Consider the following 23,200-nt stretch of genomic DNA (forward strand, 5'->3'; position numbering starts at 1 on the left):
GGGCGTGCGGTTCGCCAGTCTTGGCAGTGGCAGCGAAGGTAATGCCCTGCTGGTGGAGGCGTCGGAAGGCGCCTCCACGACACGCATTCTCCTCGATTGCGGTTTCTCGATGCGGGAGGTCGAGCGGCGCCTGACGGCACGCGCGATCGATGTGGCGTCGCTCGACGCCATTGTCATCACCCACGAGCATGCCGACCACATCGGCAGCGCACTTTCCCTCACTCGCAAGTACCGGATTCCTCTCATCATGAGCTGGGGAACGGGGCAGGCCGTCAAGGTCCACGCCACGCTCAAGGGCGAGGGCGATGCGGCCCTCGTGCGCTGGTGCCGCGCCGATGAGCGGCTTGCCGTGGGCGATATCGAGCTTCATCCTTACACGGTGCCTCACGACGCGCGCGAGCCGCTGCAGTTCGTGTTTTCCGACGGCGCCCGCCGTTTGGGTGTGCTCACGGATGCGGGGTGCGCGACGGCGCATCTGGTCGCGGCACTGGGTGGCTGCGATGCCCTGGTGCTCGAATGCAACCACGACCGCGACATGCTGGCGAACAGCAAGTATCCGGCATCGCTCAAGGCGCGCATTGGCGGCACCTATGGCCATCTGGCGAACGACTCGGCGGCGGAGATTCTGGGAGCGATCGACCGGAGGAAGCTGCAGCGCGTGATCGGTGCGCATTTGAGCGAGCAGAACAATACGCCCGAGCTGGCGATGGCGGCGATGTCGTCAGTCATCGGCTCGGCGGCCACCGAGATCCTCGTGGCGACGCAGGCGGGGGGCTTCGATTGGCTGACGTGCTAGCGATACAGAGCGTGTCTTGATGCAGGCAGGGTGCCTGGCGTTGGACGCGAAGCGTTGCGACAAACAAAAAAGCCGGTCTTTCGACCGGCTTTTTTCTCAACTGCCTTGCGGCAGCGATAGCTTACTTGCTGGCAGCAGCGTCAGCAGCCGAAGCAACGGCATCAGCAGCAGCGCCGGCAGCCGAAGCAGCCGAGTCAGCAGCAGCGCCGACAGCCGAAGCAGCCGAAGCAGCCGTGTCAGCAACAGCAGCAGCAGCCGAAGCAGCCGTGTCAGCAGCCGGAGCAGCGGCTTCTTCCTTCTTGCCGCAGGCGGTCAGGGCGATAGCCAACAACGAAGCGACGAGGAGAGACTTCTTCATGATCACGTCCTTTTATGGTAGAAGACAAGCGAATGAATATTAATTACGGTAATACGCTCTTGCCAGCGCAAAGCCGATTGCGAGACATTGGCAATTGAGGATTACCCTTGGTCATGCAAGCTGCTTGGCGAGAAATTATATTGGGTTTTCCCCAACCCGTCACGTCAATCTCGCGTCATTTCCCCGCTTTTTTCCTTACGGCGCGCAACTTTAGCGGGGTCTTCGGGTCGCTTTCCACCTGCAGCCACCCGGAAGCATACCAATCGTACAGAATTTCGACGATTTCTTGGTCTTTTTGCCCCAAATTCGCACATTCGCCTGCATTTAACTGACGGTGGTCAGCGAGGCGCCGTAAGGTCGCGCGCGCATCGACAGGGACGTCGAGCGGCTCGCCGTTGACGTAATATCGGTTGCGTCGATACAACAATTGCGTCTTGGGCGAGAGGGCCAAGCCGCGCGCGGCCGCTTCGCGCACGAATCTTGTCGCCGAAAGCGGGGTTTGCGGCGGATCGAAAAACACATGCGACTTGGGCTCGCTCAGCCAACGCCCAAGGAAATCCTCGACCTCTTTTTGTCCCCAACGCACCTTTTCGAGCTGCGCCACAAGGGTCTCGATCATGGCATCGGGTAGCGCCGCCGGATGTTTGACGGCCGATTGTCCCGGGTCGGCGTAACGGCCCGCAAAATGGCGGGCGAACGGTAGTGCGGGCGCGTTTTCCGCGAGGTAGTACAGAAAGTTCTGAAGCATTTCCTGCTCCAGCGGCGCGCGAAAGCCGATTGAGTAGGTCATGCACTCGCCTTGCGCTTCGCCATCATGCGCATACCCCGGCGGCAGGTACAGCATGTCGCCCGGCTCCAGCACCCACTCCTCTTCGGCCTCGAAGTGCTTCAGGATGCGCAACGGTACGCCATCGAGCCACGTGGTGTCGCGCTGCGGCCCGATACGCCAGCGTCGCTTGCCATGCGCCTGCAGCAAAAAAACGTCGTAGGAATCGAGGTGCGGGCCGACGCCGCCGCCGTCGGTGGCGTAGCTGATCATCACGTCGTCCAGACGCGCGTCGGGAACGAAGCGAAACTGTTGCATGAGTGCGTCGACGGCCGGCGAGTGGAGATTCGCCCCCTGCACGAGCAGCGTCCATTGCTTGCGACTCAGTGGCGGCAGATCGTCCGCATCGAACGGCCCATGTTCAAGTTGCCAACGTTTGCGGGCATGGCTGATCAGTCGGGATTCGACGTCGTCCCGCGCCGCCAGCGCGAACAGCGCGTCGCGCGAGAGTGGCGCGGTGAAGCCGGGAATGGCCTGGCGGATGAGGAGCGGGCGCTTGTGCCAGTAGCGCTTCATGAATGCGTCCGGCGCGAGGCCGCCGAGCAGAGGCGAGGGGAGGCGGGATGTCGTCATGGGTGGATCAATGCATCAAGAGAGGGCTGCGCCATGCACGCCGTTGTACGATTCAAGGTGGCGTCGGGTTGCGCGCGGGGCGATGTCATGCAGCTGCGCGTATAATGCGGGCTGTTTTTCGGAGAGTTTGATGAAGATCGAAAAGAATACCGTCGTCTCGGTGACTTACAAGTTGTCGGACGCTCAGGGCAACCTGATCGAAGAAAGCGGCGCCGAGCCGATGGTTTACCTGCACGGCGGATATGATGGCACGTTCCCCAAGATCGAGGAAGCGCTCGACGGCCAGGACGTGGGCTATGAAACGCAACTGCAACTGGAACCGTCCGACGCGTTCGGCGACTACGATCCCGAGATGATCAAGATCGAAGCGCGTGGTCGTTTCCCGGATCCGCTCGAAGTCGGCATGCAGTTCGAAGGCTCGCCGGAAGATGGCGACGAGGAGGCCGACACGCTGATCTACACGGTGACCGACGTTGCCGAAGACAAGGTCGTGCTCGACGGCAATCACCCGCTCGCGGGCATGGCGCTGCGTTTCGACCTGAAGGTGGCCGACGTGCGTCAGGCGACGGAAGAAGAAATCGAGCACCAGCACGCCCATGGCGCGTCGGGGCTTGAAGTCGTCGACGAAGACGAAGATCAGGACGACGCGCCTACGCTGCATTGAGGCTGACGCGTCGCGCTGCCCGCTGCCGCCTTGTGGCGCATGGCCGGGCAGGTGACGCAAGACGCACGCGCCGTACGCGGGCTTTCGCCGAATCCGGCGCATTGCGATATGCAATGCGCCGGATTCGGCGTTTGCGTTTTCAGGCGAGCATTCAGTTGCCACGCCTGGGGGTGCGCGTACCCGTGTTCGGATGGAGCGCCGGCCCGATGGGCATGACCCCTTGATTGGGATCCGACGCGGCCGGGCCCAGGTCGTTCGACATGCCGGACGACGGGTAGAGCGCCGAATAGGGCGCTGCATAGGGCATTGCGTGGGGCAAGCTGCCGGGCGCCGGCGCTGCCGCACCGGCGGGGGGTCCGCCAGACGCCGGTGTTGCGCCGCCGCGCGGGGTGTTAGTTGCCGCGGCGCTATTGGACGGTAGTGTCACCCCCTCGAAACGGAAGAGTGACGACGCGCCCGGATCGACCAGCACGCGCACCCATCGATTTGCGGTTGGCGAGCCGTAGGTGCTCAGTTGGGTGAACGACTTCACCGGTGCGCCGCGGGCATCGCGCAGCGGTTGCACGTGACGCATCGTCTTGCCGCTGTCGATGAGCAGCACCGGTCCTTTGAAGCGATTCGTGAGCCGTAGCAACTGCGTCCGGAATTCCTTGAAGCCGTCGACGCCGTGGCGTCCCACGCGATCCGAGAAAAGACTTCCCAGCCCTGCGCGTCGCGCCGGTTCGAACGCGGGATCGGCCTGCGCAATGATGACCATGCCGACCGCCTCCTTCTGCTTCGCGTAGACGAGCGCATGCTGCAGCCAGACGCGCGTCGCCACGGCCCGGTCCTCGAATTCGCCGTTGCGTCCCCCGCCGAGCGGTAATTGTTGTTGTTGCCGGGCAGATTCAGGCCGACGAATACCACGCCGTTATAGAACCATCGCACATTTTCGTGATACTGGCGAAAACGCGCCATGTCGCTTTGACGCGTGAGATCGAGTGGCGCGTGACCCACGGGGCCGGGGCCGAGCAACGCATCGTCGCTGAACGCTTGATCGCGCAGGAAGTCGAGCCGCTCCACGGGGTTGTAGCCGCCCTCGGTGGCGCGCTGGCAATCGGCCCAGTCGTTCGCCCCCGGTACGTAGATGAGCGGCTTGGGCGAACTGGCGAGAAGTCTCAGGCGCTGCGTGACGAGTTCGTCGCGACACGACTCCGTCACGCTTTTGAGATTGCCCGCATGGACGACGAACACGGCCTGACTGTCACCAATGCTCGCGAGCACGTTGCGCACCACCGGCACCTCCGTGTTGCCGAAGGGGGTGTTGCCCAGCACCGCGAATTCGAACGGTGGCGGCTTGCGCGGGCCTTTGGCGCCGGGCTTGGTCGTTGTCTTCCCCCTGGAGGTCGTGGCCATCCTGGCGTTTGCCGATGCGGCCGTCGTCGGTGCGGTGCCCGTGACGAGCGCGAACGCGAGCGCCAAGAGGCACACGGCGCGCAGGCCGTGGCTTGTGTGACGAGGGGCGCGCAGGCGAGGCAGGCTCGGCATGAGGGGCGACGTCAGTGCTTGCGACCGTCCATCAGGCCGCGCAGTTCATACAGCAGCTCGAGCGCTTCGCGCGGGCGCAGCTCGTCGGGATCGATCTGCGACAGACGCGCCAACGTCGCCTCGGCGGCGGGATCGAGGGCGGCGGCACGGTGCGTCGAGCCACCGCTACCCTGCGTCGCGAGCGGGCCGTTCGGCACGCTATCCGAAGTGTCCTCCGATGCGTCATCGATGTCGGCATCGACCGGTGCTCGCGGCGCAAACAGATCGAGTTGTGGGGCGGCCGGATCGAGCGCCTGCTGTTCGAGTAACGCGAGATGCTTGCGCGCCGCGCGAATGACTGGCATCGGCACCCCGGCGAGTTGCGCGACCTGCAATCCGTAGCTCTGGCTGGCCGGGCCGTCCTGCACCGCATGCAGGAACACAATCCCTTCGCCGTGCTCCACGGCGGACAGATGCACGTTCGCGCATTGCGCAAACTCGTCGGGCAGTTGCGTCAGTTCGAAGTAGTGGGTGGCGAACAGCGTGTAGCTGCGATTGTGCCCAAGCAGATGCCGCGCAATCGCCCAGGCCAACGCGAGACCGTCGAACGTTGACGTGCCGCGCCCGATCTCGTCCATCAGCACCAGACTCTGGTCGGTCGCCGTGTGCAGAATCGCAGCCGACTCGGTCATCTCGACCATGAACGTCGAGCGTCCGCCCGCGAGGTCGTCCGACGCGCCAATTCGCGTAAAGATGGCGTCGAGCGGGCCAAGTCGCACCGCCTCGGCGGGCACGTAGCCGCCGACGTAAGCGAGCAGGGCGATGAGGGCGGTCTGACGCATGAAGGTCGACTTGCCGCCCATGTTCGGGCCGGTGATGAGCATCAGGCGGCGCGCGTCGTCCAGCGAGCAGTCGTTGGCGATGAAGCGTTCCACTTGTCGTTCGACGACCGGGTGGCGACCCTGGCGAATGTCGACCACGCGATCGTCCACCAGCTCGGGCTTGACCCAGCCGAGCGTTTCGGCACGCTCGGCCAGCGCGGCGAGAACGTCCAACTGGGCGAGCGCCTGCGCAATGCGTTTGAACTCGGTGATGTGCGGCAGCAGTGCTTGCATCAGCGCGTCGTACAACAGCTTCTCCCGCGCGAGCGAGCGCTCCTGCGCGGACAATGCCTTGTCCTCGAACGTCTTCAGCTCCGGCGTAATGTAGCGCTCGGCGTTCTTGAGCGTCTGGCGGCGGCGGTAGTCGTCGGGCACCTTGTCGGTCTGGCCGCGCGTGACTTCAATATAGAAGCCATGCACCTTGTTGAACTCGACCCGCAAATTGTTGATGCCGGTGCGCGCACGCTCGCGCGTTTCCAGATCGACGAGGAACTGGCCGCAGTTCTCCGAGATATCGCGCAGTTCGTCGAGATCGGCATCGTGACCGCGCGCGATGACGCCGCCGTCACGCAGCATGGCCGCCGGTTCTTCGGCGATGGCGCGCGTGAGCAACGCGAGCGCGGCCTCTGGAATCGCGAGGTCTTCGTGCAGCATCGCAAGCAGCGGCGAGCGCGCTTCGACGGCACGCAGCGTGGTGTGCAGTTCGGGGAGGCGGCGCAACGCATCGCGCAGGCTCGACAAATCGCGTGGTCGCGCGGTGAGCAGCGCCAGGCGCGCCGTGATCCGCTCGACGTCCGCCACATGCCGCAATTCGCTGTTCAGCGCGCGCCACGTGCCCGGGCCTTCGAGCAGCGTCGCAATGGCCAGTTGACGCGACTGCGGCACCTGCTGATCGCGCATCGGATGATGCAGCCAGTGGCGCATCAGCCGGCTGCCCATCGTGGTGCCGCAAGTGTCGAGCAGCGAGAGTAGCGTCGGCGATTCGGTGCCCCGCAGCGTTTCGGTGAGTTCCAGATTGCGCCGCGTGGCCGCGTCGAGGCCAATATAGGCGGCTTCCCGCTCCACGTTCAGACTTTGCACATGGCGCAAGGACTGGCCCTGCGTGGCCGCCGCGTACTGCAGCAATGCGCCGGCTGCGCCGAGCGCCGGGTTCAGGCCGTCGCAGCCGAAGGCCGTCAGGCTCGCGACCCCCAGTTGATCGCGCAGGCGTTGCGTGCCGGCGGCCGTGTCGAAGTGCCAGTCGGGCACGCGCGTCGTGGTGCCGAGGGAGAAGCCCTCGAAGGCTTCGAGGGCGCTGTCGGGCACCAGCGTCTCGGCCGGGCGGATGCGCTCCAGCTCGCGCGGCAGCTTGTCGGCGGCGACTTCCATCAGGCGCAGCTCGCCACTGGCGAGCGACAGCCAGGCGAGGCCGGCGACACGCTCGCTGGCGCGTCGCGCCGGCGGCATTTGTACGGCCAGCAGATACTGGTCGACCTTGTCGCTGAGCAATGCGGCGTCGGTCAGCGTGCCCGGCGTGACGATGCGCACGACCTTGCGCTCGACCGGACCCTTGGCGGTGGCGGGATCGCCGATCTGCTCGCAGATGGCCACCGACTCGCCGAGCTTGACGAGCTTGCCGAGGTATTGCTCCACGGCGTGATGCGGCACACCGGCCATGCGAATCGGTTGCCCGCCCGACTGGCCCCGCGCGGTGAGCGTCAGGTCGAGCAGTCGTGCCGCTTTGGCTGCGTCGTCGTGGAACAGCTCGTAGAAATCGCCCATGCGATAGAAGACGAGCATGTTCGGATGGTCGGCCTTGATGCGCGTGTACTGCTGCATCATCGGCGTCATCGGTGCGGCGGCGGCGGGGGTGGCTTGGGCTTGGGTGCTCGTCATGAATTCGGTCGGGTCGGGCAGATCGGGTCACGAGGGGTGGCGGGGAGACCCTGCCGGCGTCCGATACCGCGCCGATTCAGCGTGGCGCGCGCCGCGTCGCCCCCTCGTGGCGCGTTGGATGCGCAATTTTACGACGGGTTCGGCGAACATCGTTAGCCGCCATCCGGCAATGTCGCAAGCGCGTGTCGATGAGGTGGTGACACGAAGGCGGCAAATTTTGCTCAAGTTTCCAGAAAATGTGCCGTTTCGGGGATAAGCACCCGCAAAAATAACCAAAAAGCATCACAAGCTACTTTCGCACGGGCCAGCATGGTGAAGTCGTTGAAGGGACGGGTCGCAGCCACGACGGCCCTGGTCTCGATGATATTGATCGTCGGCGTCGCCGTCGGCATCGAATTCTTTGTCTACGGGGAGTTGCGAAGCTCGATGCAGGCGCAGCTCGACACCCAGGTCCAGCTTGTTGCCGAACAGCTCGACGACAAGATGCGCGGGAAGTTTCTCGCTCTGCATCGCATGGCGCGCCACCTTGGCAATCCGGACGCGATGACGCTCGCCCAGTTCGATGCCTTCGCCAACATGTCGGTGTCGATGCCCGAGACCTTCAACACGATTTTCGTAGCCGCGCCCGACGGCCGTATGCGCTACGACTCGACGTTCCCCGCCACGGCGATCAACATTGCCGATCGCGACTATTTCCGGCAGGTGCTCGCGGGCGCGCCTCAGGCGGCGTCCGGACTGATCGCGGGCAGGATCACCCGCTCGCCGGGCATTATCCTCGCGGTACCCGTCGTGGGCGCGCAGGGCAAGACGATTGCCGTGATCGGCGGCGCGATCAATCTGCTGCGGCAAAACTTCATGGTCGATCTGGCGAGCAATGCGGTCGGCGCCAGCGGGCGCTACTGCGTGACGACGAATGAAAATCCCGCGCGCTACGTCATTCAGGCGGACGTGACGAAGATTCTCTCGCCCGTCGGCCCGGCGCAGACGCTCTGCGGCGTGCACGATCCGGGGCCGAACCCTCTCTTGCGCATGCATCCGTTGGTGGCGCGCGCGACCATGGCCACGACCGGCTGGTCGGTCGTCGCGGTGGTGCCCGGCGCCGAAGCGTTCGATCCGCTTGCGCGCGTGCGGCGTCGCGTGATCCTGCTCGCGATCGCCGCGATCGGGCTGGCCGCGTTCGCGATGTGGTGGATGGCGCGGCACATGTTGCGTCCGCTCGATACACTTCGCAACCTCGTGCGGCGCAGCGCCGGCGACATGCGCGCGGTGCAGTCGCTGCCTGTTCAGCGTGCCGACGAGATAGGCGCGCTCGCAAACGCGTTTCGCGACATGATGGAGCAACTGCGCGATCGTACCGAGGCGCTCGAGGGCTCGCGCGAGGCGGCGCGGGCGAGTGTGCGGCGCATGCAGGAAATTGCGGATCGGGTGCCCTATCTCGTCGCGTTTCTCGACAGCAACGAGCGCTTTGCGTTCGTGAATCGGGCCTGTGAATTGCGTTTGCGGCGGCCGCGTGAACGCATTCTCGGGGCGACGGCGAGCGAGCTGCTCGGCCCATCGCTCTATCGCGAGTTCGCGCCGCATCTCGCCCGGGCATTCGCGGGCGAAGCCGCCACGTTCATCTGGGATTTTGGCGACGACGCGGCGTTCCGCTGCTTTGAAGTGAGCTATCAGCCGGAATGGGCCATGCACGATGTCCTCGCCGGCGTTCATGTGTTTGTCCGCGATATCACCGTCGAGCGCTCGAACGAGCGGCGCTGGCGGCGCGAATCGCACACCGATCATCTGACGGGGCTGCTCAATCGCAAGGGCTTCGATCAGGCGCTGGCGGGTGCGTTGCGCGTGGCGCGCGAGGGGGGCGGCGCGCAGGCGCTGCTGTTCGTCGATCTGGATCGCTTCAAGCTCGTCAACGACACGTGGGGGCATGCGCTCGGCGACGAGTTGCTGCGGCGTCTGGCCAAACGGCTGGTCGCGAGCGTGCGCGAGGGCGACGTCATTGCCCGCTTCGGTGGCGATGAATTCGCCGTCATCATGCGCGACGTACAGGATATTCTCGATGTGGAGCGCACGGCCATGTCGATTCTCGATGCAGCATCGCGGCCGATGTCGCTGTCCGTCGGGGCCGTCACGGTGGGCGCGTGCGTGGGCGTGGCGATGGTCGCGAGCGGTGAAGTCAAGACGCCCGACATGATGTTCGACGCGGCGGACCGCGCGCTGTACGACGCCAAGCATGGCGGCCGCGGCCGCTTCGTGCTCGGCGACGGTGCATGCGTGGCGGATTAGGCACAACCAATCGAATGCGCCACAGCGATCAGCTTCCCCGAAGATACGAGCGCGAATTGTCTGACGCACAATAGGCGACGCCCTCCGTTCGCCTCGACGTGCGGCCGACGGTTCGGGCGTGGGACGTTTCTTTACAGGAGGCGGGCATGAAACTCGAAGGCGGACGAAGCCGGGCAGCATCGCGGGCGGCTTCCGACGCAAGGTGGCGCGAACCCGGGGCGCGCCGTGAGCCACCGCAGGCTTCGCATCGGGGGCCGCGCGCGCGGCACGACGCCGATGCGCACGACGACAAGTCGAGGCACCTGAGCTTGTCGATTCGCGAAAATGAAGTGTTTCATATGCTGGTCGACGGCCTGGCCGTCAATGAAGTCGCGCACGCGTTGCATTTGAGCGAGCGGACGATTGCATCACACGTTGCACAAATTCTGCACAAACTCGCGCTTGACGATCGTGCGGAGCTGACCGACTACGCCATACGGCACGGGCTGATCGACGAAGGGTCGGAAGGCGTCGCCTGACGGCGCCAGGGCGAGGTGGCGGCGCCGAGCGGCCTGCGGGCAGCCGGCGCCCCGCTTTTGGGGCTAACCCGGCGCGTCGCGCGCGGTCTCGAGATCGCACGCGACGCGCTCGTCAAACGGCGCGCGCGCCAATGCCCCCGGCGTCCGCGCATGCCCCTGTCTGGCCGTGGTCCCTCAGTTGCCCCTCAGTTGTCCCGAATAATCCCGTTTGATCTCGTTTGATCTCGTTTGATCCCGAATGCCGCCGAGACCTGCATCGACGCCCGACGCGATCGCGCCGTCGGTGATAAGGTACGGCTCGACACCATTTTTCATGCGAGGTCTGTGGCATGGCGCGCGCGGCGTTTGACTCGCGGGCGGCCGCACGACTCGCGATCCCACGAAACGAGACGGGCAGCCGGCGTTGATGCGGCGCGTCGTCCAGACAACCGAGGAAAGACACGATGAAGGCGATCGAGATCACCCAATACGGCGCACCGGAAGTGCTCAAGCTCACAGAGCGGCCGCGCCCCGAACTCAAGCCGGGCGAAGTGCTCATCAAGGTCACCGCGTCGGGCGTGAACCGTCCCGATGTGCTCCAGCGCATCGGGCAGTATCCCGTGCCGCCGGGCGCCTCGGACCTGCCGGGGCTCGAAGTGGCGGGCGAGATCGTCGATGGCAAGCTCGACGGCCCGGATAACCGCTGGGGATTGAAAGTCGGCTCGCGCGTCTGCGCGCTGGTGCAGGGCGGGGGCTATGCCGAGTACTGCGCCGCACCGCTCGCGCAGGTGCTGCCGGTGCCGCAGGGGCTCTCGGACGTCGAGGCGGCGTCGCTGCCCGAAACGTTCTTCACCGTGTGGAGCAATGTGTTCGATCGCGCTCACCTCGGCGAGACCGAGTCGGGCGAAAAGGAGACGTTGTTGGTGCAGGGCGGCACGAGCGGTATCGGCGTGACGGCGATCCAGCTCGGCGTGGCCATGGGCCATCGTGTGTTCGCGACCGCCGGTTCCGATGAAAAGGCTCGCGCGTGCGAAGCGCTCGGCGCGGAGCGGGGCATCAATTACAAAACCGAGGATTTCGTCGCCGTCACGAAGGCACTCACCAGCGATCGCGGCGTGGACGTCGTGCTCGACATGGTGGGGGGCGACTATCTGCCGCGTGAAGTGCAGGCGCTGGCATTCGATGGGCGCATCGCGATCATCGCGCTGCTCGGCGGCAGCAAGGCCACGCTGGATATGGGGGCGCTGCTGCGCCGCCGCCTGACGGTGACTGGCTCGACGCTGCGTCCGCGCTCTGTGGCGTTCAAGGCGGCGATTGCACAGAACCTCTACGAGAAGGTCTGGCCGTTGTTCGCGGCTGGCAAGATCCGGCCGGTGATTTATCAGACGTTCCCGGCCGATCAAGCAGACAAAGCCCATGCATTGATGGAAACGAGTACGCACGTCGGGAAGATCGTGCTGACCTGGTAAGTCATCTCGCGTCGGCGCACGAGGCGAATCCGCGTGAAAGCCCCATTTCATGCGGATTCGCACGTTTGAAAGTCGGCGAAATTGACCCCCATGCCCCTGACGCACTAGAATGAGAGGTTTTTCGTCCTTACGCATTGGGGGATCACGCGTGACAATCGGTACTGCGGGTACTGCGGCTTCGGCTCGCACCCTAGGCCGCAAGGCGGGCAAGCTCGTCGTGGGCAATTGGAAACTGCATGGCAGTCTGGCCGGCAACGAGGCGCTGCTGGGCGACCTGCTGGCGTCACCGGTGTTGAGCGCCCCGGGCGTGACGGCGGCCGTGTGTGTGCCGTTCCCCTATCTCGCACAATGTCAGGCTCGCCTCTCGGGGCAGGTGCTGGGCTTCGGTGCGCAGGAGGTGTCGGCGCAGGTGAGTGGTGCCTACACGGGCGAAGTCTCCGCGCCGATGATTGCCGAGTTCGGCGCACAGTTCGTGATTGTGGGGCATTCGGAGCGTCGCACGTACCACGGCGAGACCGATGCGGGCGTCGCGGCAAAGACCTTGCGTGTGCTCGACGCGGGCATGACGCCGATCGTATGCGTCGGCGAAACGCTCGCCGAGCGTGAAGCCGGCGAAACAATGTCTGTCGTGACGCGTCAGCTCGATGCGGTGCTCACGGCGCTGACGGCGGCGCAGGCGGTGCAGATTGTTGTGGCCTATGAGCCGGTCTGGGCGATCGGCACAGGCAAGACGGCAACGTCGGCCGAGGCGCAGGAAGTGCATGCGCATTTGCGCTCGCTGCTGCGTGCGAAGGGCGAGGCGGTGATGGATGTGGCGGTGTTGTACGGTGGCAGTGTGAAGCCGGATAACGCGGCCGAGCTGTTTTCGATGGCGGATGTCGATGGTGGGTTGATCGGCGGGGCGGCATTGAAGGCGGTCGATTTTCTGGCGATTTGCGAGGCGGGTCTGTCGCGCTGACGCCGATGCCGGGTTTCGTAACGGCACGAAATGGTTATGATGCAGTGCACCAAAAATGCACGGCAAATCGGATTCTTCTATACGGGTGATGAGATGGGGTTGTTGAAAACGTTGTTGATCGTGGTGCAGGTGCTTTCCGCGCTGGGCATCATCGGTCTGGTGCTGCTCCAGCATGGCAAGGGTGCCGATATGGGCGCTGCATTCGGTAGCGGTTCGTCGGGCAGTCTCTTCGGTGCGTCGGGTTCCGCAAACTTCCTGTCGCGGACCACGGCAGTGCTGGCGGCCGTGTTCTTCGTAACCACGCTGGGTCTCACGTATCTTGGTTCGTACAAGCCGGCGGCAAACATCGGTGTCCTTGGTAATTTGCCGGCCGCAACGTCGCCGATGACGGCGTCGGGCGCGGTCGCGGCAAGTGCGCCGGTGAGTGCTTCCGCAGCCAATCCGCAGGACGTGCCGAAGTAAGGCGCAGCACGGTTTGCGACGTGTAATAAGCTGTAAAGAAAATCGAAAAAAAATCGATTTGTGCGTTGAACAAAATGCTGAAGAGCGCTAATATAGCGGTCTTGAAGCGATTCGTAAGTGACAGCGGATTGCAGAATTTGAATGCCGACGTGGTGAAATTGGTAGACACGCTATCTTGAGGGGGTAGTGGCGAAAGCTGTGCGAGTTCGAGTCTCGCCGTCGGCACCACAGTTCTCCGATGCCAGCCTTGCGTTTATGCTTTGGCTGGCATTTTATTTTGTGCTCACTGTTCATCCGCTTTTTGGCCCCCACGCCAATGACGAAAGCGGTTTTTGGACTAACCAAAAAGAGGGTAGAGTTGAACCTCGGAACCTATTATCCCGTCCTGCTGTTTATTCTGGTAGGTGGCGGTCTTGGGGCGCTACTGATTGGGGTCGGTAAATTCCTCGGCCCCAACAAACCCGACAGCGCAAAACTCTCTCCGTACGAGTGTGGCTTCGAGGCATTCGAAGACGCGCGCATGAAGTTCGATGTGCGCTACTATCTCGTCGCCATCCTTTTCATCCTGTTCGATCTCGAAACGGCATTTCTGTTTCCGTGGGGCGTCGCCCTGCGCGATATCGGCTGGGTGGGCTTTATCTCCATGATGGGTTTCCTGCTTGAGCTGCTGATCGGTTTCGTGTTCCTCTGGAAGCGCGGTGCGCTCGACTGGGAATAAGGCCGGCATCGTATTGGCCGCATTGCAGAAGGATTCAGGGTAAGCATATGAGCATCGAAGGGGTTTTGCGCGAAGGGTTCGTCACCACCACGGCTGACAAACTCATCAACTGGACGCGCACGGGTTCGCTGTGGCCGATGACGTTCGGCCTGGCCTGCTGTGCCGTCGAAATGATGCACGCTGGCGCGGCGCGTTACGATCTGGACCGGTTTGGCGTGGTGTTCCGCCCGAGCCCGCGTCAGTCGGACGTGATGATCGTGGCCGGTACGCTGTGCAACAAGATGGCACCCGCGCTGCGCAAGGTGTACGACCAGATGGCCGAGCCGCGTTGGGTAATCTCGATGGGGTCGTGCGCCAATGGCGGCGGCTACTATCATTACTCCTACTCGGTGGTGCGCGGTTGCGATCGCATCGTGCCGGTCGACGTCTACGTGCCGGGCTGTCCGCCGACGGCCGAGGCGCTCGTCTACGGCATCATCCAGTTGCAGTCGAAGATCAAGCGGACTGCGACGATCGCGCGTAAATAACCGCTCCCGCCCATGTCTAAACTAGAACAACTCAAGACCACCCTGCAAAACGTGCTTGGCGCCCGCGCCGAGCAGTTGGTGGAAGCCCTCGACGAGCTGACGCTGACCGTCAAGGCGAGCGACTATCTCGAGGTTGCGCGCGCGCTGCGCGATCATCCCGAGCTCAAGTTCGAGCAGTTGATGGACGTTGCCGGCCTGGACTACTCGGCCTACGGCGACGGTGCCTACGACGGCCCGCGCTACGCCGCCGTCTCGCATCTGCTCTCGCTGACCCACAACTGGCGTCTGCGCGTGCGCGTGTTCGCCCCGGACGACGATCTGCCGGTCGTGGCGTCGCTGATCGATCTGTGGAGTTCGGCCAACTGGTTCGAGCGTGAAGCGTTCGATCTGGTCGGTATCGTGTTCGAAGGGCACCCGGATCTGCGCCGCATTCTGACGGACTACGGCTTCATCGGTCACCCGTTCCGCAAGGACTTCCCGACCTCGGGCTATGTCGAAATGCGTTACGACCCCGAGCAGAAGCGGGTGATCTATCAGCCGGTGACGATCGAGCCGCGCGAAATTACGCCGCGCATCATCCGCGAAGAACATTACGCCGGTCTGAAACATTAAGGTGGCCTTGTGGCAGACATCAAGAACTACACTCTGAACTTCGGTCCGCAGCACCCGGCAGCGCACGGCGTGCTGCGCCTGGTGCTCGAGCTGGATGGCGAAGTGATCCAGCGCGCCGATCCGCACATCGGCCTGTTGCACCGCGCGACGGAAAAGCTCGCCGAGTCGAAGACGTTCCTGCAATCCGTGCCGTACATGGATCGTCTGGACTACGTCTCGATGATGTGCAACGAGCACGCCTACGTGATGGCGATCGAGAAGCTGCTCGGCGTCGACGTGCCGATTCGCGCGCAATACATCCGTGTGATGTTCGACGAAATCACGCGGATTCTGAATCACCTGATGTGGATTGGTTCCCACGCACTCGACGTGGGCGCGATGGCGGTGTTCCTGTATGCCTTCCGTGAACGCGAAGACCTGTTCGACGTGTACGAAGCGGTCTCGGGTGCCCGTATGCACGCGGCCTACTACCGTCCGGGCGGCGTGTATCGCGACCTGCCGAACGCGATGCCGCAATATCGTGCATCGAAGTTCCACAACGAGCGCGCCATCAAGAAGATGAACGAAGCACGCGAAGGCTCGCTGCTCGACTTCATCGAGGACTTCACCAACCGCTTCCCGAAGTGTGTCGACGAGTACGAAACGCTGCTCACCGACAACCGTATCTGGAAGCAGCGTCTGGTGGGGATCGGCGTCGTATCGCCCGAGCGTGCCATGCAGCTCGGCTTCTCCGGCGCTATGCTGCGCGGCTCGGGCATTGCCTGGGATCTGCGCAAAAAGCAGCCGTACGAAGTGTACGATCGTCTCGATTTCGACATTCCTGTGGGCAAGGAAGGCGATTGCTACGACCGCTATCTGGTGCGCGTGGAAGAAATGCGCCAGTCTGTCCGCCTGATCCGCCAGTGCGTGACGTGGCTGCGTGCCAATGAAGGTCCGGTGATTACGGACAATCACAAGGTGGCGCCGCCTTCGCGGGTCGAAATGAAGTCGAACATGGAAGAGCTGATTCACCATTTCAAGCTCTTCACCGAAGGCTTCCATGTGCCCGCCGGCGAGACGTATGCCGCCGTCGAGCACCCGAAGGGCGAGTTCGGCATCTATCTGGTGTCGGACGGCGCGAACAAGCCGTACCGCCTGAAGATTCGTGCGCCGGGCTTTGCCCATCTTTCCGCGCTCGACGAGATGGCGAAGGGTCACATGATTGCCGATGCTGTGGCGATCATCGGGACCCAGGACATCGTGTTCGGCGAGATCGATCGTTGAACGCGCAGCGGGCGCCTCTGGCGCCCGCAAGTTTTAATTCGGCAGGGTTTCGCAGGTCGATGCCATTGCCGTTCCAGTTGCCGTGCCTGTGAGTCGCGGGTGGCCGAAAAAACCGGTCTGCCAGCGCTGGCGCGAGCGGGGATAACGTTTTAAAGAACCGTCGGATCGGAAATGCTTTCTCCCGAAGCCCTGAAGAAAATCGACCGTGCCGTTGCCAAATACCCTGCCGACCAGAAACAGTCGGCGGTGATGCACGCCCTTGCCGTAGCGCAGGTCGAGAAAGGCTGGTTGTCGCCCGAAGTGATGCAATTCGTGGCGGACTACCTCGAAATGCCCGCAGTCGCGGTGCAAGAGGTCGCAACCTTCTACACCATGTTCAACACGCGCCCCGTGGGCAAGTTCAAGTTGACCGTGTGCACGAACCTGCCTTGCCAGCTTACGCGTGGCGAAGAGATGGCGAAGTACCTGAAAGAGAAGCTGGGTGTCGACTACAACGACATCACGCCGGACGGTCTCTTCACGGTCAAGGAAGGCGAGTGCATGGGCGCTTGCGGTGACGCACCCGTCCTGCTGGTGAACAACCATCGCATGTGCGGCTTCATGAACGAAGCCAAGGTCGACGCGCTCCTCGACGAGCTCAAGGCCCAGGGCGCCGCGGGAGAGAAAGCATGACGTCGCTGCACAACCGTCACATCAAGCCGCTGATCCTCGCCGACCTCAATGGCGAGAACTGGCACCTCGAAGATTACGTCAAGCGCGGGGGTTACCAGCAGCTTGCCCGCATCCTGAAGGAAGGCCTCACGCCGGAGCAGGTCATTGCCGACGTCAAGGCATCGGGCCTGCGTGGCCGCGGAGGCGCAGGCTTCCCGACGGGGCTCAAGTGGAGCTTCATGCCGCGCGCGTTCCCGGGGCAGAAGTACCTGGTCTGTAACTCGGACGAAGGCGAACCCGGTACGTTCAAGGATCGCGACATCCTGCGCTACAACCCGCATGCGCTGATCGAAGGCATGGCCATCGGCGGTTTCGCCATGGGCATCACCGTCGGTTACAACTACATCCACGGCGAAATCTACGAAGTGTACGAACGCTTCGAAGAGGCGCTTGAGGAAGCGCGTGCTGCCGGTTATCTGGGCGACAACATTCTCGGTACGGACTTCTCGTTCGAGCTGCACGCGCACCATGGCTATGGCGCGTACATCTGCGGCGAAGAGACCGCGCTGCTCGAATCGCTTGAGGGCAAGAAGGGCCAGCCGCGTTTCAAGCCGCCTTTCCCGGCGAGCTTCGGTCTGTACGGCAAGCCGACGACCATCAACAACACCGAGACGTTCGCCGCGGTTCCGTTCCTGCTGGCCACTGGCCCGCAGCAGTACCTGGAAATGGGCAAGCCGAACAACGGCGGCACCAAGATCTTCTCGGTGTCGGGCGACGTCGAGCTGCCGGGTAACTACGAAGTGCCGCTGGGCACGCCGTTCGGCGAATTGCTGGAACTGGCCGGTGGCATGCGCGGCGGCAAGAAGCTCAAGGCTGTGATTCCGGGCGGCTCGTCGGCACCGGTCGTGCCGGCCGGGCTGATGATGGAAACGACGATGGACTACGACAGCATCGCCAAGGCTGGATCGATGCTGGGCTCGGGCGCCGTGATCGTCATGGACGAGACACGCTGCATGGTGCGCTCGCTGTTGCGTCTGTCGTACTTCTACTACGAAGAATCGTGCGGTCAGTGCACGCCGTGCCGTGAGGGCACTGGCTGGCTGTGGCGCGTGGTCAATCGAATCGAGCATGGCGAAGGCCGCCAGGAAGATCTGGACCTGCTCAACTCGGTGGCCGAGAACATCATGGGCCGCACCATTTGCGCGCTGGGCGACGCCGCAGCGATGCCAGTGCGCGGCATGCTCAAACACTTCTGGGACGAGTTCGCCTACCACGTCGAGCACAAGCATTGCTTGGTCGGCGCTCACTAATCCCTTTTGACGCTTGGCATTGAACCGCTATGGTTGAAATCGAAATTGACGGCCAAAAGGTCGAGGTGCCCGAAGGCAGCATGGTGATCCAGGCTGCCAAGAAGAACGGCACCTATATTCCCCACTTCTGTTACCACAAGAAGCTGTCCATCGCCGCGAACTGCCGCATGTGCCTGGTCGAGGTCGAGAAGGCCCGAAGGCGGTGCCGGCCTGTGCCACGCCGGTGGCCAACGGCATGATCGTGCGCACCAACTCCGAGAAGGCTGTGAAGGCGCAGCAATCGGTGATGGAGTTCCTGCTGATCAACCACCCGCTCGATTGCCCGATCTGCGATCAGGGGGGCGAGTGCCAACTGCAGGATCTGGCCGTCGGTTACGGCAAGTCGGCGTCGCGCTATCAGGAAGAGAAGCGTGTGGTGTTCCACAAGAACGTGGGCCCGCTCATCTCGATGGAAGAGATGTCGCGCTGCATTCACTGCACCCGTTGCGTGCGTTTCGGCCAGGAAGTGGCCGGCGTGATGGAGTTCGGCATGCTGGGGCGCGGCGAGCACTCGGAAATCACGTCGTTCGTCGGCAAGACGGTCGACTCCGAACTCTCGGGCAATATGATCGACCTGTGCCCGGTCGGTGCCCTGACCTCGAAGCCGTTCCGCTACAGCGCCCGGACGTGGGAGCTGTCGCGCCGCAAGTCGGTGAGCCCTCACGACGGCGTGGGTGCGAACCTCGTGGTGCAAGTGAAGAACAATCAGGTCATGCGCGTTGTGCCGCTCGAAAACGAAGCGCTCAACGAATGCTGGATCTCGGACAAGGACCGTTTCTCGTACGAAGGTCTGAACAGCGACGAGCGCCTTACCAAGCCCATGCTCAAGCAAGGCGGCGAGTGGCACGAAGTCGACTGGCAGACGGCGCTCGAGTACGTCGGTCACGGTCTGACGGACATCATCCGCGACCACGGCGCCGATGCCGTCGCCGGGCTGGCCTCGCCGCACGCCACGATCGAAGAACTGCACCTGCTGCAAAAGTTCGTGCGCGCCTTGGGCAGCGATAACGTCGACTTCCGTCTGCGTCAGACGGACGTGTCGGGCGGCACCCAGGGGGCTCCGTGGCTCGGCCTGCCGATCGCGGACCTCGACACGCTGCAAAGCGCGTTGGTCGTCGGCTCGTTCCTGCGCAAGGATCATCCGCTGTTTGCCTCGCGTCTGCGTTCCGCCGTGAAGGCCGGTGGCCAATTGCACGTGCTGCACGGCTCGGACGACGATCTGCTGGTGAAGCTCGCCAACAAGATCATCGCCGCACCGAGCGCATGGGTGAGCGAGCTGGCCGGTATCGCGCTCGCCGCTGCGGCGGCCAAGGGCGTTGCCGCCCCGGCCGAACTCGCCGGCGTGAACGTCAGCGATACGGCCAAGGCCATCGCCGCCTCGCTGGTGAACGGCGAGCGTCGTGCCATCCTGCTGGGCAACGCCGTGGTGCAGCATCCGCAATTCGCACAACTGCACGCCATCGCGCAAGTGATCGCCGATATCACCGGCGCCACGCTGGGCTTCCTCACCGAAGGCGCCAACACGGTCGGCGCCTACGCAGTGAAGGCCACGAATGCCAAGGGCGCTGCTGCGCTGTTCGCGCAACCGCGTCAGGCGTATCTGCTGCTGAACGCCGAGCCGGAGTACGACTCGGCCGACGCGAAGCAAGCGCTCACGGCACTGAACGCGGCGAAGATGGTTGTCTCGCTCTCGCCGTTCAAGCACGGCCTCGAGTACGCCGACGTGCTGCTGCCGATCGCCCCGTTCACGGAGACGGCCGGTACGTTCGTCAACGCCGAAGGGCTGCCGCAACACTTCAACGGTGTGGTGCGTGCGCTCGGCGAGACGCGTCCGGGCTGGAAGGTGCTGCGCGTGCTGGGCAATCTGCTCAAGCTGCAAGGCTTCGCGCAGGACACCGCGGAACAGGTGCGCGACGAAGCGCTCGCCGGATTCTCGGCCGCCTCGCTCGATAACCGCGCCAAGGCCGCGCTGGCCGCACCGACGGCAGCGGGACAGGGCCTGGAGCGTCTGGCCGACGTGCCGATCTACTCGGCCGACGCGCTGGTCCGCCGTGCCCCGTCGCTGCAACTGACCAACGACGCCAAGGCCGCGTTGCGTGCCACGCTCCCGGCGGCGCTGTTCGATCGCCTGGGCCTCGTCGTGGGCGATGCCGTGCGCGTGCGTCAGGGCGATGCGGTGGTCACGCTGCCGGCTGCGCGTTCGGAAACGTTGCCTGCCAATGTGGTGCGCGTGCCGGCGGCCACGCCGGCATCCGCCGCGCTTGGCGCGATGTTCGGTGAAATTTCGGTGGAGAAGGCGTAAATGAGCCTGAACGAAGTCATCAATCAATACGGCACGCAACTGCTGGGCGTGGCCTGGCCGACGGTGTGGGCGCTGGTCCGCATTCTCGTCGTGGCCGTGATCCTGCTGCTGTGCGTGGCGTACCTGATTCTGTGGGAGCGCAAGCTCATCGGCTGGATGCACGTGCGTCTGGGCCCGAACCGCGTGGGCCCGGCCGGTCTGCTCCAGCCGATCGCCGACGTGTTGAAGCTCCTGCTCAAGGAAGTCATTACGCCGTCGCAGGTGAGCAAGGGCATTTACGCGATCGCGCCGGTGATGGCCGTGCTGCCGGCCTTCGCGATCTGGGCGGTGATTCCGTTCCAGCCGGGCGCCGTGCTGGCCGACGTGAATGCCGGTCTGCTCTACGCCATCGCGATTTCGTCGATCGGCGTGTACGGCGTGATTCTGGCCGGCTGGGCGTCGAACTCGAAATACGCCTTCCTCGGCGCCATGCGCGCGTCGGCCCAGATGATTTCGTATGAAATCGCCATGGGCTTCGCGCTGGTCACGGTGCTGATGACGGCCGGTTCGCTCAACCTGTCGGACATCGTGCGCTCGCAAGAGCACGGCATGTTCGCGGGCCTGGGGCTGAACCTGCTGTCGTGGAACTGGCTGCCGCTGCTGCCGATGTTCGTCGTCTACTTCGTCTCGGGCATTGCCGAAACGAACCGCCACCCGTTCGACGTGGTGGAAGGCGAATCGGAAATCGTGGCCGGTCACATGATCGAATACTCGGGCATGGGCTTCGCCCTGTTCTTCCTGGCCGAGTACATCAACATGATCATCATCTCGGCGCTGGCCTCGGTGCTGTTCCTGGGAGGCTGGAGTGCGCCGTTCGGCTTCCTGTCGTTCATCCCGGGTGTGTTCTGGCTGGCGTTCAAGGTGTTCCTGCTGCTGTCGGTGTTCATCTGGGTGCGTGCGACGTTCCCGCGCTACCGCTACGACCAGATCATGCGTCTGGGCTGGAAGGTATTCCTGCCGCTGACGATCATCTGGGTGATCGTGGTGGGTGTCTGGATCATGTCCCCCTGGAACATCTGGGGCTGAGGCGAACGGAGTAGAGGAATCCCATGGTAAGGGCAATCAAAGACTTTTTCGGCAGTTTCCTGTTGTTGGAACTGCTCAAGGGCATGGCGCTCACAGGGCGCTATACGTTCGCACGCAAGGTGACGGTGCAGTTTCCGGAAGAGAAGACGCCGATGTCGCCGCGTTTTCGCGGTCTGCATGCGCTGCGCCGTTATCCGAACGGTGAAGAGCGCTGCATCGCCTGCAAGCTGTGCGAAGCGGTGTGCCCGGCAATGGCCATCACGATCGAGTCGGATGTGCGCGACGACGGCACCCGCCGCACCACGCGCTACGACATCGATCTGACCAAGTGCATTTTCTGCGGCTTCTGCGAAGAAAGCTGCCCGGTGGACTCGATCGTCGAGACGCACATTCTCGAGTACCACGGCGAGAAGCGTGGCGATCTGTACTTCACCAAGGAGATGTTGCTCGCGGTGGGCGATCGTTACGAAAACGAGATCGCGGCGGCCAAGGCGGCCGATGCGCCGTACCGTTAAGCAGGGCAGGGCGCAGCGCAGCGACGGTGCGCCCGGTACGGCAATTGACGTTGGCTAATTCTCGCAACACCCGGTGATTATGGAATTCACAACCTTTCTTTTCTACGTGTTTGCGCTGATCCTCGTGATCTCCGGCCTGAAGGTCGTGACCGCGCGCAACCCCGTGCAGTCGGCACTGTTCCTGGTGCTCGCCTTCTTCAATGCGGCGGCGATCTGGATGCTGCTCCAGGCAGAGTTCCTGGCCATCATGCTCGTGCTCGTGTATGTCGGCGCGGTGATGGTGCTGTTCCTGTTCGTGGTGATGATGATCGACATCAATCTCGACGAACTGCGGCGCGGTTTCGGCAAGTTCATTCCGCTGGCGAGCGCCGTGGGCGCGATCATGATCGTCGAAGCGGCACTGGTGCTCATGCGAGGCTACGGTGCCACGCGCGCGCCGGTCAAGGCCGTCTCGGCCCCGGACGTGGCGAACACCAAGGCGCTCGGTATCGCGCTGTACACCGACTATATCTTTGCCTTCGAAGTGGCAGGTCTGATCCTGCTGGTGGCGGTCGTGGCGGCAGTCGCGCTCACGATGCGTACCCGTAAGGACCACAAACAGACCGACCCGAGCCAGCAGGTGCGCGTGAAGGCGCGCGACCGCGTGCGTCTGGTGTCGATGCCCGCCGAAGCCCGGCAGCAGTCCACCGGCACCGACACGCCGGCGGCGGAATAAGGAGACAGCATGATGTCGTTGTCGCTAGCGCATTACCTGGTGTTGGGCGCGATTCTCTTCGCGATCAGCATTACCGGTATCTTCCTCAACCGCAGAAATGTGATTGTGCTGCTCATGGCCATCGAGCTGATGTTGCTCGCGGTCAATCTGAACTTCGTCGCGTTTTCGCATTACCTGGGCGACATTGCCGGTCAGGTATTCGTGTTCTTCATTCTTACGGTGGCCGCGGCGGAAGCCGCGATCGGGCTGGCCATTCTGGTCACGCTGTTCCGTAAGCTCGAAACGGTCAACGTCGAAGATCTCGACCGCCTCAAGGGTTAAACAAAGCGAACGCTGTT

General features: G+C 63.5%; 22 protein-coding genes, 1 tRNA gene and 1 pseudogene. 20 read left to right on the plus strand and 4 right to left on the minus strand.

Going from position 1 to position 23,200, the window contains the following annotated elements:
- Positions 1-4: 4 nt before the first annotated feature.
- Positions 5-796, plus strand: coding sequence for an MBL fold metallo-hydrolase (locus tag DRB87_RS08380; protein ID WP_130025578.1), 792 nt, complete (start codon positions 5-7; stop codon positions 794-796).
- A gap of 121 nt (positions 797-917) precedes the next feature.
- On the opposite strand, the gene DRB87_RS23010 is transcribed toward DRB87_RS08380, so the two are convergent.
- Positions 918-1,154, minus strand: a complete 237-nt coding sequence (locus tag DRB87_RS23010) for a hypothetical protein (protein WP_165385262.1) — start codon at positions 1,152-1,154, stop codon at positions 918-920.
- 175 nt (positions 1,155-1,329) lie between these two features.
- Positions 1,330-2,553, minus strand: coding sequence for a cupin domain-containing protein (locus DRB87_RS08390; protein ID WP_130025579.1), 1,224 nt, complete (start codon positions 2,551-2,553; stop codon positions 1,330-1,332).
- Between the two features lie 130 nt (positions 2,554-2,683).
- Between DRB87_RS08390 and DRB87_RS08395 the strand changes: the two genes are divergently transcribed.
- On the plus strand, positions 2,684-3,217 hold the full coding sequence (locus DRB87_RS08395) for a peptidylprolyl isomerase (protein ID WP_130025580.1): 534 nt from the start codon (positions 2,684-2,686) through the stop codon (positions 3,215-3,217).
- Positions 3,218-3,368: 151 nt separating this feature from the next.
- Here the strand turns inward: DRB87_RS08395 and DRB87_RS08400 are convergent, their stop codons facing one another.
- Positions 3,369-4,037 carry a hypothetical protein gene (locus tag DRB87_RS08400; protein ID WP_130025581.1) on the minus strand — a complete coding sequence of 223 codons (669 nt, stop codon included), beginning with the start codon at positions 4,035-4,037 and terminating at the stop codon, positions 3,369-3,371.
- A 429-nt stretch (positions 4,038-4,466) separates the two neighbouring features.
- On the opposite strand from DRB87_RS08400, the gene DRB87_RS08405 reads away from it, so the two are divergent.
- A complete protein-coding gene (locus tag DRB87_RS08405) occupies positions 4,467-4,712 on the plus strand; it encodes a hypothetical protein (RefSeq protein WP_130025582.1) in 246 nt (81 codons plus the stop codon).
- 43 nt (positions 4,713-4,755) lie between these two features.
- On the opposite strand, the gene mutS is transcribed toward DRB87_RS08405, so the two are convergent.
- Complete coding sequence (mutS, locus tag DRB87_RS08410; protein ID WP_130025583.1) at positions 4,756-7,479, minus strand: DNA mismatch repair protein MutS; 2,724 nt, start codon at positions 7,477-7,479, stop codon at positions 4,756-4,758.
- Positions 7,480-7,788: 309 nt separating this feature from the next.
- On the opposite strand from mutS, the gene DRB87_RS08415 reads away from it, so the two are divergent.
- The 17 genes and pseudogenes from DRB87_RS08415 to nuoK all read left to right on the plus strand — a co-directional run bounded on the left by DRB87_RS08415 (position 7,789) and on the right by nuoK (position 23,183).
- On the plus strand, positions 7,789-9,759 hold the full coding sequence (locus tag DRB87_RS08415; protein ID WP_130025584.1) for a diguanylate cyclase domain-containing protein: 1,971 nt from the start codon (positions 7,789-7,791) through the stop codon (positions 9,757-9,759).
- 146 nt (positions 9,760-9,905) lie between these two features.
- A complete protein-coding gene (locus DRB87_RS08420) occupies positions 9,906-10,277 on the plus strand; it encodes a response regulator transcription factor (protein ID WP_130025585.1) in 372 nt (123 codons plus the stop codon).
- Positions 10,278-10,720: 443 nt separating this feature from the next.
- Entirely contained in the window at positions 10,721-11,725 is a 1,005-nt protein-coding gene (locus DRB87_RS08425) for an NAD(P)H-quinone oxidoreductase (RefSeq protein WP_130025586.1), read from the plus strand.
- A gap of 148 nt (positions 11,726-11,873) precedes the next feature.
- The gene (tpiA, locus tag DRB87_RS08430; protein WP_130025587.1) at positions 11,874-12,683 is read left to right on the plus strand and encodes a triose-phosphate isomerase; all 810 of its coding nucleotides are present in this window, start codon (positions 11,874-11,876) and stop codon (positions 12,681-12,683) included.
- 93 nt (positions 12,684-12,776) lie between these two features.
- Positions 12,777-13,145: a preprotein translocase subunit SecG gene (gene secG, locus DRB87_RS08435; protein WP_026131777.1), complete on the plus strand. Its 369-nt coding sequence runs from the start codon at positions 12,777-12,779 to the stop codon at positions 13,143-13,145.
- Between the two features lie 143 nt (positions 13,146-13,288).
- Positions 13,289-13,373 (plus strand) — tRNA-Leu (locus tag DRB87_RS08440).
- Between the two features lie 130 nt (positions 13,374-13,503).
- Positions 13,504-13,863, plus strand: a complete 360-nt coding sequence (locus DRB87_RS08445) for an NADH-quinone oxidoreductase subunit A (protein WP_017233013.1) — start codon at positions 13,504-13,506, stop codon at positions 13,861-13,863.
- A 47-nt stretch (positions 13,864-13,910) separates the two neighbouring features.
- Complete coding sequence (locus DRB87_RS08450) at positions 13,911-14,390, plus strand: NADH-quinone oxidoreductase subunit B family protein (RefSeq protein WP_010807413.1); 480 nt, start codon at positions 13,911-13,913, stop codon at positions 14,388-14,390.
- Positions 14,391-14,402: 12 nt separating this feature from the next.
- Positions 14,403-15,002, plus strand: a complete 600-nt coding sequence (locus tag DRB87_RS08455) for an NADH-quinone oxidoreductase subunit C (protein ID WP_130025588.1) — start codon at positions 14,403-14,405, stop codon at positions 15,000-15,002.
- 9 nt (positions 15,003-15,011) lie between these two features.
- Positions 15,012-16,265 (plus strand): NADH-quinone oxidoreductase subunit D, encoded by a 1,254-nt coding sequence (locus tag DRB87_RS08460; RefSeq protein ID WP_130025589.1) that lies wholly within the window; start codon positions 15,012-15,014, stop codon positions 16,263-16,265.
- Between the two features lie 171 nt (positions 16,266-16,436).
- The gene (gene nuoE, locus DRB87_RS08465; RefSeq protein ID WP_130025590.1) at positions 16,437-16,937 is read left to right on the plus strand and encodes an NADH-quinone oxidoreductase subunit NuoE; all 501 of its coding nucleotides are present in this window, start codon (positions 16,437-16,439) and stop codon (positions 16,935-16,937) included.
- Positions 16,934-18,226, plus strand: coding sequence for an NADH-quinone oxidoreductase subunit NuoF (gene nuoF, locus DRB87_RS08470; protein ID WP_017233017.1), 1,293 nt, complete (start codon positions 16,934-16,936; stop codon positions 18,224-18,226). Before nuoE ends, nuoF begins: the two co-directional genes overlap by 4 nt.
- 29 nt (positions 18,227-18,255) lie before the next feature.
- Positions 18,256-20,567: pseudogene (gene nuoG, locus DRB87_RS08475) on the plus strand (NADH-quinone oxidoreductase subunit NuoG).
- The gene (nuoH, locus tag DRB87_RS08480; protein WP_017233019.1) at positions 20,568-21,632 is read left to right on the plus strand and encodes an NADH-quinone oxidoreductase subunit NuoH; all 1,065 of its coding nucleotides are present in this window, start codon (positions 20,568-20,570) and stop codon (positions 21,630-21,632) included.
- 23 nt (positions 21,633-21,655) lie between these two features.
- On the plus strand, positions 21,656-22,147 hold the full coding sequence (gene nuoI / locus DRB87_RS08485) for an NADH-quinone oxidoreductase subunit NuoI (protein ID WP_017233020.1): 492 nt from the start codon (positions 21,656-21,658) through the stop codon (positions 22,145-22,147).
- 79 nt (positions 22,148-22,226) lie between these two features.
- A complete protein-coding gene (locus DRB87_RS08490) occupies positions 22,227-22,862 on the plus strand; it encodes an NADH-quinone oxidoreductase subunit J (RefSeq protein WP_130025591.1) in 636 nt (211 codons plus the stop codon).
- A gap of 9 nt (positions 22,863-22,871) precedes the next feature.
- Positions 22,872-23,183, plus strand: a complete 312-nt coding sequence (gene nuoK, locus DRB87_RS08495) for an NADH-quinone oxidoreductase subunit NuoK (protein ID WP_023596640.1) — start codon at positions 22,872-22,874, stop codon at positions 23,181-23,183.
- Positions 23,184-23,200: the final 17 nt, after the last annotated feature.

Origin of the sequence: Pandoraea sp. XY-2, assembly GCF_004193915.1 — a bacterium.
Taxonomy (GTDB): Bacteria; Pseudomonadota; Gammaproteobacteria; order Burkholderiales; family Burkholderiaceae; genus Pandoraea; species Pandoraea cepalis.

Coding starts and splice junctions, on each gene's coding strand:
- DRB87_RS23010 (WP_165385262.1), bottom strand. CDS start 1,154: ATGAAGAAGTCTCTCCTCGTCGCTTCGTTGTTGGCTATCGCCCTGACC.
- DRB87_RS08390 (WP_130025579.1), bottom strand. CDS start 2,553: ATGACGACATCCCGCCTCCCCTCGCCTCTGCTCGGCGGCCTCGCGCCG.
- DRB87_RS08395 (WP_130025580.1), top strand. CDS start 2,684: ATGAAGATCGAAAAGAATACCGTCGTCTCGGTGACTTACAAGTTGTCG.
- DRB87_RS08405 (WP_130025582.1), top strand. CDS start 4,467: ATGCTCGCGAGCACGTTGCGCACCACCGGCACCTCCGTGTTGCCGAAG.
- mutS (WP_130025583.1), bottom strand. CDS start 7,479: ATGACGAGCACCCAAGCCCAAGCCACCCCCGCCGCCGCCGCACCGATG.
- DRB87_RS08415 (WP_130025584.1), top strand. CDS start 7,789: ATGGTGAAGTCGTTGAAGGGACGGGTCGCAGCCACGACGGCCCTGGTC.
- DRB87_RS08420 (WP_130025585.1), top strand. CDS start 9,906: ATGAAACTCGAAGGCGGACGAAGCCGGGCAGCATCGCGGGCGGCTTCC.
- DRB87_RS08425 (WP_130025586.1), top strand. CDS start 10,721: ATGAAGGCGATCGAGATCACCCAATACGGCGCACCGGAAGTGCTCAAG.
- secG (WP_026131777.1), top strand. CDS start 12,777: ATGGGGTTGTTGAAAACGTTGTTGATCGTGGTGCAGGTGCTTTCCGCG.
- DRB87_RS08450 (WP_010807413.1), top strand. CDS start 13,911: ATGAGCATCGAAGGGGTTTTGCGCGAAGGGTTCGTCACCACCACGGCT.
- DRB87_RS08455 (WP_130025588.1), top strand. CDS start 14,403: ATGTCTAAACTAGAACAACTCAAGACCACCCTGCAAAACGTGCTTGGC.
- nuoE (WP_130025590.1), top strand. CDS start 16,437: ATGCTTTCTCCCGAAGCCCTGAAGAAAATCGACCGTGCCGTTGCCAAA.
- nuoF (WP_017233017.1), top strand. CDS start 16,934: ATGACGTCGCTGCACAACCGTCACATCAAGCCGCTGATCCTCGCCGAC.
- nuoH (WP_017233019.1), top strand. CDS start 20,568: ATGAGCCTGAACGAAGTCATCAATCAATACGGCACGCAACTGCTGGGC.
- nuoI (WP_017233020.1), top strand. CDS start 21,656: ATGGTAAGGGCAATCAAAGACTTTTTCGGCAGTTTCCTGTTGTTGGAA.
- DRB87_RS08490 (WP_130025591.1), top strand. CDS start 22,227: ATGGAATTCACAACCTTTCTTTTCTACGTGTTTGCGCTGATCCTCGTG.
- nuoK (WP_023596640.1), top strand. CDS start 22,872: ATGATGTCGTTGTCGCTAGCGCATTACCTGGTGTTGGGCGCGATTCTC.